The organism is Kitasatospora sp. NPDC001547 (assembly GCF_042894165.1).
Classification (GTDB): Bacteria; Actinomycetota; Actinomycetes; order Streptomycetales; family Streptomycetaceae; genus Kitasatospora.
Window position 1 is genome coordinate 35542 of record NZ_JBIAVL010000015.1, and the last position, 14000, is coordinate 49541.

A 14000-nucleotide genomic window follows, 5' to 3' on the forward strand; every position below is an offset into this window, starting at 1 on the left:
GAGCCTAGGGGTTGTGAAGCCTCCTGTGCACGTCGGAGCCGACGAATTTGCGGATATTTTGAGGAACGGGGAAACAAAGCCGGGCCGGGCGGATGTCTAATTCCGCCCGGCCCGACCGGAGTTGTCACTGACCGGCCATCAGAAAATCCTTCGACGGTCTTTCAGCGGACGCCGTTTCAGCCGGCGGCCCGGTCAGCCCCGGTGCACGGTGATGGTGGTCCAGGCGCCGATGTGGATCCGGTCGCCGTCGTTCAGCGGCACCGCGGTGTGCGGGGTGACCGGCTCCGCGCCGCCGTTCATGGTGGTGCCGTTGGTCGAGTCCTGGTCCACCAGCACCCAGCTGCCGTCCGCCTGTTCGGCGAGCAGCGCGTGCTGGTGCGAGGCGCCCGGGTCCTCCGGCGGGACGGACAGGTCGATCTCCGGCACCGTGCCGCGGTGCTGGCTGCGCCGTCCGATCCGCAGCTGGCCGCGGCCGGTCAGCGGGATCCGGCGCTCGGGGCAGTACGGCGGGAAGAACAGGCCGGCCGCCTCAGGGCCGCTGCGGGCCATCATCTCGGTGAAGTAGTCCCGGTCGGCCGAGACCACGGCGATCCAGTTGGCCCGCACCGGCTCGGCCGCAACGGGTTCCTGGGGCTGCTGGGGCTGCTGGTGCTGCGGCGGGGCCAGGTGGAAGGAGGTGCCGAAGTCGCCGCCGCGGCTGTTCGGGCCGGGGCCGGCCGGCTGGGCGTACACCGGGCCGGAGTCCTCGCGCACCGGGCTGTCGGGGAACGCGCCCTCCGGCGCGGACCCCTCCGGGCCGCCGGCGGGCTGGGCGGGCGGGTAGCCGTAGGTGTGCTGGTGCGCCGGGGCCTGCGGCTGCTGCGGTACGGGCGGGGCGACGGCCTGCTGGGCGGCCGGCGGCTGCCCGTACGGCGGCTGCCCGTACGGGTCCTGCGGCGGGGTGCCGCCGTACGACGCCGGGATGTTCAGCGGCGGCTGCTGGGCCGGGCCGGGCGGGGTGTGGCCGGCGCCGGGTACCTGGCGGCGCGAGGGCGTGGAGAGCTCGTAGTCGTAGCCGCACTCCTCGCAGAACCGTCCGGTCTGCGGGCTGCGGCAGATCGGGCAGACGACCAGGCCCGCGGTGAGGCCCTGCTGCCCGGCCTGCGGCGGGACGGCTCCGTGCGAGGGCACGGCCCCGTGCGGGGGCATGCCGCCGTGCGGCGGCGGGGGCGGCACGGTGCCGGGGGGCGGCAGGGGCGCCCCGGGCGGCGGGACGGCCCCCGGCGGCATCGGCGGCGGGGGCGGAGGCGCGCCGAAGGAGGCGCCGCCGTGCCCCGGGTATCCGGGGTGCGCGCCGGGCGCGGGGTCGCCCCCGGGCGCCCCCGGGTAGCCGCCGTGCGCCCCCGGGGCGGGGGCCGGCGGAGTCATCGGGAAGCCGCAGAAGTCGCACCAGTCCTCGGCCTGCGACTCGTGGCCCCTCGGGCAGATCGGCATCAGGTCCCCCTCGTTTCCGGCCGGCTCGGTGCGGCGTCGCGCCGGGGCGCCGGCCCGGTCACGTCTTCAGCGGTCACTTCTTCACACGTACCGTCTTGGTCGACCGGGTCTCAAGGGTCATCGAGTCGGCCTCGCTCACGTTCTTACGGAACCGAACCGTACCCTCCTTCGGGTCCACCACGTCCACCACCTTCTGGAGCAGCTTGTAGGTGCCGTCGTTCCCGGTTGCGTGGGCGATCCGGACGGCGGCGCCCAGCTTGGCGGTCGCGCGGTCGACGTCCCCGGCCCGGTGGGCCTCCAGGCCCTCCTGGATGGAGGAGGCGAGCTCGGCCTGCCCGGTGTAGTGGGCGACCTGCGGGCTGATCCGGGTGGAGGAGGCCAGATCGTCGGTCCAGACCGCCTTGACCAGTCCCTGGGTGAGCACCTCGGGGGTGCCGCCGGCGACCTGCTCGGGCAGCACCAGGCTGACCCGGGCGGCCAGCATCTCGTTGCCGACCGCGGCGGCCGGCACCTCGACGCAGACGTGGTAGTCGCGGCTCTCGTCGCCCCAGGAGCCGGTGGGGTAGTCGCCGGCCCGCGGGCCGGCGTCGGTGCGCCGGGAGGTCAGGTCCTCGACCGCGGGGGCGACCTGCTTGACGAACCTGACCGTGGCGTTGGCCGGGGTCCAGATCCGCAGCGCGACGTCGGCGACCTGCTTGCCCATCGCGCCGGCCATCATCGAGCGGAAGTCCTCGGCCAGGCCGGAGGGCTCGGCGACGATGTCGGTGGTGCCGAGCAGCGCCGAGGAGATCCGGCGCAGCTCGTCGATCCGCCAGTCGGTGCCCACGCCGCGGCAGTCGGCGGTGAAGTGGCCGGTCACCCGCTCGACGGTGCGGGCCAGGTCCTCGGCCGACTCGTGCTCGTTGTTGCCGTCGGTGAGCAGGACGGCGTGCCGGATGGCGATGTCGCGGCGGGTGAGGAAGAGCGTGTCGGCCTTGGCCAGCCAGGTGCCCATCGCGGTGCCGCCGGCCGCGGTGAGCCGGCGCAGCGACTCCTTGGCCTGCTGGCGGGTGGCGGCCGAGGCGGTGGCGAGGGTGCCGTCGCCGGGGTAGATGTCGCGGGCCTCGTGGGTGCCGGCGACCACGGCGAAGGCGGTGCCGTCGCGCAGCGCGTCGATGGCGGCGGCGGTGGCCTCGCGGGCGCCGTTCAGCTTGCTCTTGGGGTAGTCCATCGAGCCCGAGCAGTCCACCAGGATGACCACGGCCGCCGCGGTGCCGGCGCCCGCCGGGGTGGCGTCGGCGAAGCCGAGCGGCCGGCCGCCGGAGGTGCCGCCGCCGGTCGCGGTGACGGTGACGATGGCGTTGACCTCGCGGGCGCCGTCCGCCAGGTACTCGTTCTGGAAGATCTCCACGTCGAACCTGGGCAGGTTCGGCTTCGCCAGTGTTGCCATGGGGCGGTCGGCTCCCGTCGGGTGAGGGGTGGACGTGCTCAGGACGGTGGGGCGGCCCGCCGGACGGGCCGGCGGGCCGTGGTGCCGGAGCGTCCGGCGGGGTGGTCGGTCAGGCCGTCGGCGGGTGCGGCGGCTGCGGCGGGACGGGCGGTACGGCGGGCGGGGCGGGCGCCGCGGGGGCGGTCGGCGGGACGGGCGGAGCCTGGGGTGCGGGCGGAGCCGGGGGCACGGGCGGGGCCGGGGGCAGCGGGGCGGCGGGGGAGCCGATCACCGGGATGTCCGGCAGGGTCGGCTCGTAGGCCTCGTCGTCCTCCGCGGCCGGCGGACCGGCGGGCCGGGGGACGACCACCGGCAGGTCCAGCGCGGTCGGGCTCTGCTCGGCCTCCGCCACGGCGGCGGCCGGCGGGTCGATCGGCAGCACGGCGACGGTGATGTTGTCGTGGCCGCCGGCCGCGACGGCGAACTTCACCAGGGTCTGCGCCGTGGCGAGCGGTTCGGTGCGGGCGTCCGGGCGCACGTAGTACGCCAGGTCGGTGGCCGCCTCGGCGTAGTTCCACAGCCCGTCGGTGCAGATCAGCACCACCCCGGGGACGTGCGGGGTGAAGTCGAGGGTGTGCGGCACGACCTCCTCGGCGTCGGCGCCCAGCCAGCCGGTGATCGCGTGCGCGCGCGGGTCGGCGTAGGCCTCGGCCTCGCCCATCAGCCCGGCCTCGACCATCCGGGCCGCCCAGGAGTCGTCCTGGGTGAGCCGGAACGGCTCGGCGGCGGCGCGGTCGTCCGGGATCCAGTACGCCCGGGTGTCGCCGACCCACCCGATGGTGACCCGCCCGCCCGCGGCTATCGCGCTGACGTAGGTGCAGGCGGGCGCGTTGAGGTCGGGCCGGGTGGGGCCGGCGCCGTCGGTGGCGAGGTCGGCGACGGCCTGCGCGGCGTCGGCGATGGCCTGGCGCATCGCCTGGTTCGCGTCCCGGCCGGCCTCCAGGGCGGTCAGCAGCGACTCTGAGGCGGCGTCCACGGCCGTCTCCGAGGCCTCGTCCGGACGGTCGGAGGAGGAGACGCCGTCGCACACCACGGCGACCACGACCGGCTCGCCGCCGGGCAGCGAGGTCGCGGCGACGGTGAAGGAGTCCTCGTTGCGGTGGTGGCGCACGCCGCGGTCGCTGACCCCGGCGACGCCGCCGAGCGACTTCTCCATGTGGTCGCGCGGGCGCGGCTGGGCGCCGCCGCAGCCCTCGCAGTAGCCGTCCGCGGCGACCTGCGGCTGCCCGCAGTGCACGCAGACCGGACCGCGCGGCGACGGTACGGCCTCGCCGCGCGCGGCGGCCCAGCTGGTCGGCATCGAGCCGGGGGCCGCCCGGCCGTCCCGGCCGGTCCCGCAGGAGCCGCAGTAGGCGTCCTCCGGGTCCATCGGCTCCGAACAGCTCGGGCACTCGGTCTGCTGCGGCATCTGCTACACCCACGTCCTGGGACGGGCACGGTTGGCCCGTTCCACCATCTCGATCCTGGTCTCCGCCCGGTCGGCCAACCGGGCGAGTACCCGGTAGGACTGTTCCAGGGCGAAGCGCAGTTCCCGCTCCTGTGCGGGACGTCCCAGTACCACCAGGTCGGTGGCCCGCCGGCCGGCGGCCGCCTCGGCGCCGACCCAGCCGAGGGCCGCGTCGAGCACCTCGACTGAGAGCTCCTCGCGGCGGCGGGCGTCCAGCCGCAGCGCGGTCAGCTGCGCGGAGCTCGCGCCGAGGTCGGCGGCCAGGTCGTCGGTGGGCCGGCGCTCGCGCAGCCGGGCCCGGACGGCGGCGATCCGGGCGGCGGTGTACTGGCTGGAGGTGGCCGGGACGGTCTCCAGGACGCGGACCGCGCCGGTCCGGTCCTCCTCGGCCAGCCGGACCCGGGCCAGCCCGAAGGCGGCGCTCAGGTAGGCGTGGTCGGTGGCCCACACCAGCCGGTAGAACTCGGCCGCGTCGCCGCCGTCGCCGAGCAGTTCGGCGCAGACGGCGAGGGCCAGCTTGGGGGCGGCCTCGCCGGGGAAGGCGTCGTAGACCGCGTCGAAGGCCTCGGCGGCGATCCGCAGGGCGTCGGCGCGCCCCTCGGCCCGAGGCGTGTCGGACGAGCCGCCGACCAGTGCGGTCAGGCCGCGGTACCAGACCACCCGCCAGTCGTCCGGCTGGTCCCGCTCCAGCTCGGCGAGGCGGCCCACCGCCTCGTCGTGGCGGCCGAGTTCGAGCAGGGCGCGCAGTTCGCGCAGCCGGCTCTCCAGTGAGACGGCGGGTGCGGCGGCCAGCGCGGCGAGGGTCTCCCCGGGGTCGGGGGTGACCAGGACGGCCAGGAACCCGGCGTTGGGGTCGCCGGGGTCGACCCGGGGGACGGGCAGCGCGAGGGCGGCGGCGGCCGGGTCCAGCGGGGCCACCCGCAGCTGCCCGGGCTGCTCGGTGGGCAGGACCAACTCGGTGTCCACGACGCGTAGTTCGGGACCGAACAGGGTGGACGGCGCGGGCCGGGGCCGGTCGTCCTGGAAGGCCAGGACCTCGCGCAGCACGCCGGTGAGCTGGTCGGCCATCTCCTCGGCGGAGGCGAAGCGGCGCGCCGGGTCCGGGTCGGTGGCGCGGACCAGGAAGCGGTAGTACGACTCGTACCGGGCGAAGACCTCGACCTGCTCGGGGCCGGGCAGCGAGTCGCGGTAGGTGCCGCTGTAGCCCTGGAAGTCGAAGGTGAGCACCGCGAGGGTGCGGGCCACGGTGTACAGGTCGGAGGCGACGGAGGGGCCGTCGGTGGCGATCTCCGGGGCCTGGTAGCCGATGGTGCCGTAGATCGGGCCGTCGTCGTCGAGCCGGCGGACCGCGCCCATGTCTATGATCTTGAGCGCGTCGCCGCTCTGGATCACGTTGTCGATCTTGAAGTCGCAGTACACCAGGCCCCGGCCGTGCAGGTAGCCCAGGGCGGGCAGCGCCTCCAGCGCGTACGCGATCGCCTGCTCGACCGGCAGCGGCTCGCGCCGGCCGTCCTGGGTGCGGCGCTCGTTGGCGATGTCCTTGAGCGACTTCCCGCCGACGTACTCCATCACGATGTAGCCGTCGGTGGAGCCGGTGCGCAGGTCCGGGTGCTCGGCGAAGTTGATGATCCGGACGATGTTCGGGTGGTCCACCTCGGCCAGGAAGCGCCGCTCGGCGACGGCCACCGCGAGCGCGTCCTCGTCCCCGGTGTCCAACAGGCCCTTGAGCACCACCCACTTGTCGTTGACCCGCCGGTCCACCGCCAGGTAGATCCAGCCGAGCCCGCCGTGCGCCAGGCAGCCCACCACCTCGTACTGCCCGCCGACCAGGTCGCCGCGGCGCAGCTTGGGCGTGAACGAGTACGGCGTTCCGCACTTGGTGCAGAAGCCGTCCGGGCGGCCGGGGCGGCCGTTCTTCTCCCGGCCCACCGGGGCGTCGCACTTGGAGCAGAACCGCTTGCGCTCGGGCACCTCGGGGTCGGCCAGCACCGCCCGGGCCGGGTCGGCCGCCTCGACGGTGGGCACGGTGACCAGGCCGGCGCCCAGCCGGCTGCGGGTGCCCGCGCTGACGCCGCCCCGGGTGGAGCGGACCGAGAGCGAGCGGCCGCTGCCGGTGCGGGTGGAGCGGTGCGAGCGGGAGCGGCCGGACATCGAGCGGGCCGAGCCGGTGCGGGTCGACGCCGAGCGGGCCGAGCCGTGCGGGCCGGAGCCGGCGGAGACCCGGGCGGAGGGGACGTGGGGCCGGGTGGCGCCGGTGTCGCCGGCGGGCGGGGTCAGGCCGCACTCGTCGCAGTAGCCGTCCGGGTCGACGGTGCCGGAGCAGTCGCGCGGGCAGGGCGAACCGGGGCCGGCCGCCGTGGCCCGGAAGCCGGACGTCCCGGCCGCCCGGAGCGCCCCGGACGCCTGGAGCGCCCCGGCGGTCCCGGACGCCTGGGGCGGCGCGGCGGTCCCGGCCGCCGGGGGCGTCGGGGTGGTCCGGCCCGCCGGGGCGAGCCCGCACTCGTCGCAGTAGCCGTCGGCGTCGATCCTGCCGCTGCCGGAGCACTCCGGCCGTTCGCACGTCCCGCCCATCACCCTCAGCCCCCCTGGACCTGTCCGTCGGCCGGCGGCTGGCCGGCCCCCTCCTGAGCCTGCCCGGGCCCGGCCTCGGTGGGGGCCGGCCGCAGCGACTGCTGGAACCGGGCCACCGCGGCGGCCGCCGCCCGCAGGTCGCAGGGCGCGCTCCACAGCAGCCAGCGCGCCTTCTCGTACCGCTCGATCACTTCCGGGTCCTCGGCGACCCGCAGCCGGGCCGCCATCGCCTTGTAGGCGTCCAGCCGGCCGCGCAGTTCGGCCCGGACGGCCAGCGGCTGGGTCACCTCGGTGAGCGACTGCCGGGCCCGGCCCAGCTCCTTGGCGGCGGCGTCCTCCAGCGCGTCCAGCATCGGCGCCAGCCGGCCCCACTGCCCGGCCTGGCGCAGGTCCAGCGCGGCGACGATCCGCTCGCGCAGCGCCGAGGCCGGTCCGGGCACCGCCGGGACGTCGCTGGACGCTATCTTCGCCAGCACCTCGCCGCGCGCCCGGCGGGCCTCGGCCAGCGTGGCGTCGGCCCGCTGGAGCAGGTCGCCGACGCCCTGGAGGCGCTCCTCGGCCTCGTCGCGCAGCCGCAGCAGGTCCTCCAGCTCCAGCCGGACGCCGTCCAGCGCCCGCCCGGCCCGGTCGAACCGCTCGGTGTCCACCACCCCGGCCGGCCCGGCGAAGGCCGAGCCCTCCGGGACCGTGCCGCGCTGGGCGGGCACCCGGGCCGGGCGCCACAGCGCCAGCGGGTCCCCGCGCACCTCGGCGCGCAGCGCGGTGAGGTCCTTCTCGATCCCGGCCAGGTCGTCGGCCAGCGGGTGGCCGCCGGTGCGCACGCCGAGCGAGGCGGCCAGGGTGCGCACCCGCTGGAGCTCGGCCAGCAGCAGGTCGATCCGGGCCGGCAGGGCCGACCAGACCGCGTCGGCGGCGCTGACCACCTCCAGCACGGTGGCGTACCAGGAGTTCATCCGGGCCATCAGCGCGTCCAGGCTGATCCGTTCGACCAGCTTGGCCGGCGCGCCGAGGACCTGCGGGCCGTCCGGCGCCACCCCGCCCGGGACGGTCACCGCGTCGCCGGTCAGCAGTTCGCTCAGCTCGGCGAGTTCGGGCGCGCCGGGCTTGGCCTTGCGGGCCCGGACGGCGCGGGCCGAGGCCAGCGCCTCGGAGTAGCGGTCGAACAGCGCCCAGAGCAGCGGCAGGCCCCGGCCGGCCACCGACCAGCGCTCCAGGGTGCGTCCGGACAGCTCGGCGCCGTCCAGCAGCCGCAGGCCCGCGTGGTCCTGGAGGGCGAGCAGCGCCGACTCGACCGCGTCCCGCTCCGCGCCGAGGCGGGCGAGCGCGCGGTCGACCTCCTCCCGGCTCAGTACCGGGCCAGCCGATGCCGCCACCGCGGTGTCCTTCCTTCCTCGCGTGCGATCCCGACGTTCCTGACGTGCGGTCCCACGACAACCCCCGTGTCCACCACCGGTCTCCCCGCGGTGATCGTCCCGAACCCTAGCCGGTGGCCGTTCGGGCGGAGCGGGCGCGGGGCGTCCACCTGCCGTCAACGCCCCGCTGACGGCGCGTGCGCTACCTCTCCCGCGCCGTCCTCCGCGTCGCCCGTCGGGCCGTCCTCCGGGCTGCCCGCGGGGCCGTGCGCCCCGTCGCCGCCGGCCGGCTCAGCGGGTGCCCGGCCAGTAGTGCTCGGCCTCGTTGAGCATGTACGGCTTGAGCCAGTGCTCGTACGAACGGGCCCAGTCGCCGCGCGCGTAGTAGTCGGCCAGCACCTGGTTCACCCGGGCGGTCAGGTCGGTGCCGTCCTTCGACATGGCGACGCCGATCACCTCCGGCTGGGCCTCGCCGTCCACGATCCGCACGGTCTGGTCCTGCGCGGCCTGGCCGGCCGCCAGACCGTTGTCGGTCATGACGGCGTCGACCTTGCCGAGCTGCATCAGGACCAGGCAGTCCAGCTGGTTCTCCACCGTGACGACCTGTCGGGCGGTGTTCTTCTCCTTGACGATGTTCAGCGCGGTGGAGCCGTCGGCGGCGCAGACCCTCCGGTCCCTGACCGCGTCGTCGATGTTCTTCGCCGGTGACGTCTTCGGCACCAGGACGCGCTGGCTGATGTTGAAGTACGGCTTGGAGAAGGCGACGTCCTCCATCCGCTTGCAGTTGATCGTCATGGTGCGGACGATCAGGTCGACCCGGCGCTTCTTGATGGCGTCGATCCGGTCGGCCGTGGCCACCGGCTTGAGCACCACCTTCTCCGGGTCGCCCATGACGGCCGCGCCGATCGCCCGGGCGAGGTCGATGTCGAAGCCCTCGATCTGGCCGGTGTTCGGGTTGCGGGCGCCCCAGCGGTAGCTGTTCTGGTCCACCCCGATCACCAGGCTGCGCTTGTCCTTGACGGCCTTCACGGCCGGTCCGTCCTCGCTGCTCGGCGGCACGCTCCTGTACACGTCGCAGCCGTCGGCCTGCTCCTGCTGCTCCTGCTGTTCCTGCTGGACGGCCGTCGGCGCGGTCGCGGCCGTCGGCGCGGTCGCGGCCGTCGGCGCGGCGCCGACCGGCCCGCCCCCGGCGAGCACGGCCGCGCCGGCCGCCAGCAGGGCCAGCGCGGCGGCGGGCCTGGTCCTTCTCCTGGAACCCCTGTTGCGCATCGGTCGGTCTCCCCTCGCCCGTTACCGGTACTCGGCCAGTCGCCGGCCCAGGCCCCGCAGCGCGGCGGCCGCGGCCAGCAGGCCGAGCAGCGCGGTGGCGACGGCGGCGGCGCGCAGGTCCCCGCCGGTGCCCTCGGCGGCCTGCGTGAAGCGGTCCTGCTCGATGTCGGCGGCCCGGGCGAGCGCCTTGTCGGTGGCGTCGAAGGCGGCGTCGGCGGTGGCCGCGTCGCCCCTGGCCGTCACGGTGGCCTCCAGGGCGCCCTGGTAGTCGGCGTTCTCGACCTCCTGCGCCCGGGCCGCGTCGTGCCGCCGGCGCCACTCGTCGAACTGCTGCGCGGCGTCCCGGACGCTCGCCACGGCGGCCGACGGCGCCAGCTGGGCGGCCTCCGGCAGCGAGCCGTCGGAGCGGTCCGGCGGGAGGCCCTCGGAGCCGGCCAGGTGCTCGGTGGCCTTCGTCCACTGTTCGGCGTACCGGGTGGTCGAGCCGCGGGCGACGAAGTGCAGGTTCTCCGCCAGCCGGGCGGTCAGCACGTCCACCCGGGCGGAGTTGAGCGCCCGCAGCGGGGCCGCGCCCTCGCGCCGGCTCTGCTGGAGCGCCGAATTGGTGGCCAGTCCGGTGACGGTCAGCCACAGCGCGCCGGACAGGACGGCGGCGGTGGCGCCCAGCAGCCCGATGTTGAACACCCGGTTGGTGCGGCGGAACAGCGTCAGCTGCACCCAGGCCAGCGCGGCCAGGGTGACCACCGCCAGGCCGTACGCCGCCCACGGCACCGCCCTGGCCTCGGCGTAGTCGTCGGCCAGCTCCCGGTTCTCCACGGCGGCCAGTTCGGCGGCGGCCGGCAGCAGCACGGTCTGCATCTGCTCGGAGGCGTACCGCAGGTAGGCGCCGCCGAGCGGGATGCCCTGCCGGTTGTCGGCCCGTGCCGTCTCCACCAGGCCGGCGTAGGCCGGGAGTTGCTGGTTCAGCCGGGCGAGCGAGCCCTGCGCGGGGGAGGTCGCCGTGGTCCGGGCGGCGGCCTGGGCGATCAGCTTGGCGGCGCTGGCGATGTCCTGCTCGTAGCGGCCGCGGACCGCCTCGGGCTCGGCGCCGGCCAGCAGGAATCCGCTCGCCGCGGTGGTGGCGGCGTCGGCCAGGTTGCGGTGGATCTCGGCGGCGTCCCGGCTGAGCGGCTGGCTGTACGAGACCACCCGGTCGGCGGCCTGCGCCCTGGTCTCCAACTGCCAGGCGGTGAGCCCGCCGAAGGCGACGGTGAGCACGGCGAGCAGCACTCCGGCCAGGCGCAGCCGGCCGGGCGGCGTGCGGGTGGCCTGTGCGAGCCGGGCGCGCACGCCGGTGGCGACGGCCGCCGGGGGGCGCTTCGCGGGCGCCCCGCCAGGTCCGGGCGCCGCGAGCGGGGCCGCTCCGGGGACGGCCGGGGCCCCCGAACCGGCCGCCGTCGGCCCGGCCGTCGCCACGGCCGCGCCCGCGGCGCCGGGCGTGCCGTTGCCTACTGGTGTTGCCACCCGACTCATCCTCCCCTGTGGCCCGGCCCGTTCCGGGGCCCGACCGATGGCAGCAGTATGGCCGTGACTCCCCCCGACCACACCCGACTTGCGCCGGACTTGAGCATGTCGTGCACGCTCCCCGGGACGGCTCGTGCCGCTGGTGCGGCCGGTGCTGCCCGGGCCGCCGGTACGGGCCGAACCGCTCCCGCCGTTCCCGCCGCTCCCGCCCGTCGCCCCGCGAGGCGGCGAACCGTCCGACGCGGCCCGCACCCTACGCGGTTCCCCGACCGGGCGGAACGCGGGGGTCCGTTCACCGGCGGGCAATCACGGGTGCGGCACCCCCTCGCTCCGTACGATGGGGGCATGCGCCTGCTTGGAACGATCTCGCCCGACCGTCCGCTGCTCGTCGTCGCCGTGCGCGAGGAGGCCGCCCACCTGGACGACCGCCTGCCCGTGCTGCTCACCGGGATCGGGAAGGTCAACGCCGCCGTCGCGCTGGCCACCGTGCTCGCCCAGGGCGAGAAGCCCTCCGAGGTGATCAACCTCGGTACGGCCGGCGCGCTGCGCCCCGGCTGGGAGGGCACCCACCACGTGGTCCAGGTGATCCAGCACGACCTCGACACCGCCGCCCTGCACGCGCTCACCGGGCGCGAGTACGGCGCCCCGCTGGTGATCGGCAAGGGCGACGGGCCGGTGCTGGCCACCGGCGACCTCTTCGTCTCCGACACGGACGCCCGCGACCGGCTCGCCGAGCACGCCGACCTGGTGGACATGGAGGGCTACGCCGTCGCCACCGTCGCGCACCGGGCCGGGGTGCCGGTGCGGCTGGTCAAGCACGTCAGCGACGAGGCCGGGGACGGCGCGGGGCACACCTGGAAGGAAGCGGTCGACGGGTGCGCCCGGCACCTCGCGGACTGGGTGGTCGCGCAGGGCTGGTGACGCCGCGCGCGGCTGGGCGGCGCCGTCGGGCGCCGAGGGCGGCGGAAGAACGACGGAACGGGGTGGGGAGGCAGCGGCCTCCCCACCCCGTTCCGTCGCCGCTTCCGGGCGTCCTACCGGTCCCGGAAGGCCGAGAGGTCCAGGGCCGCCAGCCGGTCCGGGTCGGTGAGCACGTCGATCGCGACGATCGCGCCGTCCACCACGGTGAACGCCATGACCGACAGCGCCCGCCCGTTGTCGCCGATGACCACCGCGCCCGCGGTGCCGTTGACCAGCGCCGGGCGGGCGAACGGCGACAGGGTGCCCCACAGGACGGCCTGGCCGGCCACCGTGGCGGCGCCGGAGAGCACCACCGTGTGCCGGGCCATCACCGCGCCGCCGTCCGAGCGCAGCACCACGTCCGGGTCGAGGACGGCGAGCAGCGCGTCCAGGTCGCCGTGGCGGGCGGCGGCGAAGAACGCGTCCACGGCCACCCGCTGCCGGCCGAGGTCCGGGTCGGGCGCGGGAGCCTGCCCCTGGACCTTGCGGCGGGCCCGGCTGGCCAGCTGGCGGGTGGCGGCGGCGGTCTTCTCGATCAGCGGGGCGATCTCCTCGAACGGCACCGCGAACAGGTCGTGCAGCACGAAGGCGACCCGTTCGGCGGGCGAGAGCGACTCCATCACCACCATCAGCGCCAGTCCGACCGAGTCCGCGAGCATCACCTCCTGCTCCGGGTCCACCACGTCCTCGCGCCGCAGCAGCGGGTCGGGGATGCGCGGCGGGCCCGGCTCGCCGTCCGGCCCGGCGGGCTCCAGCGGCTCCTCGCGGCGCTGGGCGCGGGCGCGCAGCAGGTTCAGGCAGACCCGCGAGACCACCGTGGTCAGCCAGCCGCCGAGGTTGGCCACGTCGGCGGTGTCGGTGCGGTCGTAGCGGAGCCAGGCCTCCTGGAGGGCGTCCTCGGCCTCGCTGATCGAGCCGAGCATCCGGTACGCGACCGCGCGCAGGTGCGGGCGGTGCTCCTCGAAGAGCAGGGCTCGGGCAGATTTCTCGTCCGCCTTCTCGTCCACGTGTCACATTCCTTCGTCGCCAGGGGTCAGGGCAGCAGGAGTCACCCAACAACGGCTGCGGCGGGGAGATCAACTCCCCTCCCGGGACGAATCGGAGACGATCATGACGAAGCGGACCGTGCTGGTCACCGGCGGTACCGGCACCCTGGGCCGGCAGGTGGTCCCGCTGCTGCGCGCGGCCGGGCTGCCGGTGCGCGTGCTCAGCCGCCAGGAGCGCCCGGCCGCCGACGGCGTGGCGTACGTGCGCGGCGACCTGCTCGGGGACGCGGCGACGGCGGCCGGGCGGCTGGACGAGGCGCTGGCGGGTGTGGACACCGTGCTGCACCTGGCGGGCGGCCCCAAGGGCGACGACGTCGCCACCCGGCTGCTGGTCGCCGCCGCCCAGCGGGCCGGGGTGCGGCACCTGGTGTACATCTCGGTGATCGGCGCCGACCGGCTGCCGCTCGGTTACTTCCGGGCCAAGCACGCCGCCGAGCGGGCGGTCGCCGACTCGGGCCTGCCGTACACGATCCTGCGGGCCGCGCAGTTCCACGACCTGGCGTTCACGGTGGCCGAGAAGATGGCCAAGCTGCCGCTCGTGCCGGCCCCCGGCGGGGTGCGCTGGCAGCCGGTGGACGTGCGGGAAGTCGCCGCCCGGCTGGTGGAGTTGGCGCTCGACGAGCCGGCCGGGATGGTGCCCGACCTGGCCGGTCCCACGGTGTACGAGATGCGCGAGCTGACCCGCGGCTACCTCGCGGCGCGCGGCCGCAGCCGCCGGCAGCTGCCGGTGCGGGTGCCGGGCAAGGTCGGGCGGGCGTACCGGGCGGGGGACAACCTGACCCTGACGGGGGCCGAGCACGGGCGGCGGACCTGGGAGGAGTACCTGGCGGAGCGGCTGGCGTCCTGAGGCCGGGGTGCCGCGGCGCCGTGGTGCCGCGGTGCCGCGGGTTCGGTTCGGGCCGCCCGGCTGT

Annotated in this window: 10 protein-coding genes; 2 read left to right on the forward strand and 8 right to left on the reverse strand. The window is 76.1% G+C overall.

What is annotated here, in order from left to right:
* Nucleotides 1-192: 192 nt before the first annotated feature.
* The 7 genes from ACFY0X_RS25490 to ACFY0X_RS25520 form a co-directional block, all read right to left on the reverse strand.
* Nucleotides 193-1473 (reverse strand): FHA domain-containing protein, encoded by a 1281-nt coding sequence (locus tag ACFY0X_RS25490; RefSeq protein ID WP_387757839.1) that lies wholly within the window; start codon nucleotides 1471-1473, stop codon nucleotides 193-195.
* Nucleotides 1474-1546: 73 nt separating this feature from the next.
* Nucleotides 1547-2902, reverse strand: coding sequence for a VWA domain-containing protein (locus tag ACFY0X_RS25495; RefSeq protein WP_387757841.1), 1356 nt, complete (start codon nucleotides 2900-2902; stop codon nucleotides 1547-1549).
* 109 nt (nucleotides 2903-3011) lie between these two features.
* Entirely contained in the window at nucleotides 3012-4349 is a 1338-nt protein-coding gene (locus ACFY0X_RS25500) for a protein phosphatase 2C domain-containing protein (protein WP_387757842.1), read from the reverse strand.
* Between the two features lie 3 nt (nucleotides 4350-4352).
* Nucleotides 4353-6959 carry a tetratricopeptide repeat protein gene (locus tag ACFY0X_RS25505; protein WP_387757843.1) on the reverse strand — a complete coding sequence of 869 codons (2607 nt, stop codon included), beginning with the start codon at nucleotides 6957-6959 and terminating at the stop codon, nucleotides 4353-4355.
* A gap of 5 nt (nucleotides 6960-6964) precedes the next feature.
* Nucleotides 6965-8332 (reverse strand): hypothetical protein, encoded by a 1368-nt coding sequence (locus ACFY0X_RS25510; protein WP_387757844.1) that lies wholly within the window; start codon nucleotides 8330-8332, stop codon nucleotides 6965-6967.
* A gap of 270 nt (nucleotides 8333-8602) precedes the next feature.
* Nucleotides 8603-9580, reverse strand: coding sequence for a glutamate ABC transporter substrate-binding protein (locus tag ACFY0X_RS25515; RefSeq protein WP_387757845.1), 978 nt, complete (start codon nucleotides 9578-9580; stop codon nucleotides 8603-8605).
* Between the two features lie 21 nt (nucleotides 9581-9601).
* Nucleotides 9602-11083 (reverse strand): hypothetical protein, encoded by a 1482-nt coding sequence (locus ACFY0X_RS25520; protein ID WP_387757846.1) that lies wholly within the window; start codon nucleotides 11081-11083, stop codon nucleotides 9602-9604.
* A gap of 345 nt (nucleotides 11084-11428) precedes the next feature.
* On the opposite strand from ACFY0X_RS25520, the gene ACFY0X_RS25525 reads away from it, so the two are divergent.
* Nucleotides 11429-12004, forward strand: coding sequence for a nucleosidase (locus ACFY0X_RS25525; RefSeq protein ID WP_387757848.1), 576 nt, complete (start codon nucleotides 11429-11431; stop codon nucleotides 12002-12004).
* 113 nt (nucleotides 12005-12117) lie between these two features.
* Here ACFY0X_RS25525 and ACFY0X_RS25530 read toward each other — a convergent pair whose 3' ends face one another.
* A complete protein-coding gene (locus ACFY0X_RS25530; protein ID WP_387757849.1) occupies nucleotides 12118-13050 on the reverse strand; it encodes a sigma-70 family RNA polymerase sigma factor in 933 nt (310 codons plus the stop codon).
* A gap of 103 nt (nucleotides 13051-13153) precedes the next feature.
* Here ACFY0X_RS25530 and ACFY0X_RS25535 point away from each other — a divergent pair, with 103 nt between their 5' ends.
* On the forward strand, nucleotides 13154-13936 hold the full coding sequence (locus ACFY0X_RS25535) for an SDR family oxidoreductase (protein ID WP_387757850.1): 783 nt from the start codon (nucleotides 13154-13156) through the stop codon (nucleotides 13934-13936).
* Nucleotides 13937-14000: the final 64 nt, after the last annotated feature.

Coding starts and splice junctions, on each gene's coding strand:
- ACFY0X_RS25525 (WP_387757848.1), top strand. CDS start 11,429: ATGCGCCTGCTTGGAACGATCTCGCCCGACCGTCCGCTGCTCGTCGTC.
- ACFY0X_RS25495 (WP_387757841.1), bottom strand. CDS start 2,902: ATGGCAACACTGGCGAAGCCGAACCTGCCCAGGTTCGACGTGGAGATC.
- ACFY0X_RS25500 (WP_387757842.1), bottom strand. CDS start 4,349: ATGCCGCAGCAGACCGAGTGCCCGAGCTGTTCGGAGCCGATGGACCCG.
- ACFY0X_RS25490 (WP_387757839.1), bottom strand. CDS start 1,473: ATGCCGATCTGCCCGAGGGGCCACGAGTCGCAGGCCGAGGACTGGTGC.
- ACFY0X_RS25515 (WP_387757845.1), bottom strand. CDS start 9,580: ATGCGCAACAGGGGTTCCAGGAGAAGGACCAGGCCCGCCGCCGCGCTG.
- ACFY0X_RS25505 (WP_387757843.1), bottom strand. CDS start 6,959: ATGGGCGGGACGTGCGAACGGCCGGAGTGCTCCGGCAGCGGCAGGATC.
- ACFY0X_RS25535 (WP_387757850.1), top strand. CDS start 13,154: ATGACGAAGCGGACCGTGCTGGTCACCGGCGGTACCGGCACCCTGGGC.